This is a genomic window from Pseudomonas sp. B8(2017), from assembly GCF_002113575.1.
Taxonomy (GTDB): Bacteria; Pseudomonadota; Gammaproteobacteria; order Pseudomonadales; family Pseudomonadaceae; genus Aquipseudomonas; species Aquipseudomonas putida_Z.
Map to the genome: position 1 here is coordinate 1 of NZ_NEIO01000054.1, position 775 is coordinate 775.

The 775-nt window shown below is 59.9% G+C and carries 1 protein-coding gene; it reads right to left on the minus strand.

The genetic code is table 11. The annotated features are described in order from the left end of the window. A partial coding sequence (locus tag CAG22_RS26910) for a thiamine pyrophosphate-binding protein (RefSeq protein WP_256575277.1) occupies positions 1–366 on the minus strand: 366 nt, incomplete at its 3' end. Positions 367–775: the final 409 nt, after the last annotated feature.

Consider the following 775-nt stretch of genomic DNA (forward strand, 5'->3'; position numbering starts at 1 on the left):
GATGGGGTCCATCATGCCGCACACGTCGATGATCTGGAAACGGCCCTGCTTGGACTTCTTGATCGGCTTCTGGCCGGTGATCATCATCATCGGCATGCCACCCAGGTAGGCGTAGGCGCTGGCGGTGACCAGGTTGGTGGCGCCAGGGCCGAGGGTCGACAGGCTGACGCCGGTCTTGCCGGTCAGGCGGCCGTAGGTGGCGGCCATGAAGCCTGCGGACTGCTCGTGACGGGTCAGTACCAGCTTGATCTTCGACTTGCGCAGAGATTCGAGCAGGTCGAGGTTTTCTTCACCGGGAATACCGAATACATACTCGACACCTTCGTTTTCCAGGCATTGCACAACGACATCGGCGGCCTTGGCCATCTTGCTTGCTACCTCAAGTGATGGGACGGTGGAAGTCCGGAAATGCGCAGCACGGTACGCTGGCATCGCTCAGCCCGGGGCCAGGAATGCCCCGAACCAAAGTCTTGACGTAGGGTGGGCGCGGGAAAGTCACGTGACTGTGACGGGAATATTGTCGCAGCCAAGGTATTTTGCGGTCGGGGTGGGAGCAGGCATGTCGAGGCGTCGAACCGCCGCGAAGCGGGCGACATGGTGGATGGCACCGGCTTTGCCGGTGTTCGCGGGTGAACCCGCTCCCACAGAGGAGGGTTCTGCAGGTCTGGGATTTTTCGGCCAGAAAGACAAAACCCCTACCTGCATGCGCAGATAGGGGTTTTGCGAAATGAATCTTGACGATGACCTACTCTCACATGGGGAAACCCCACACTAC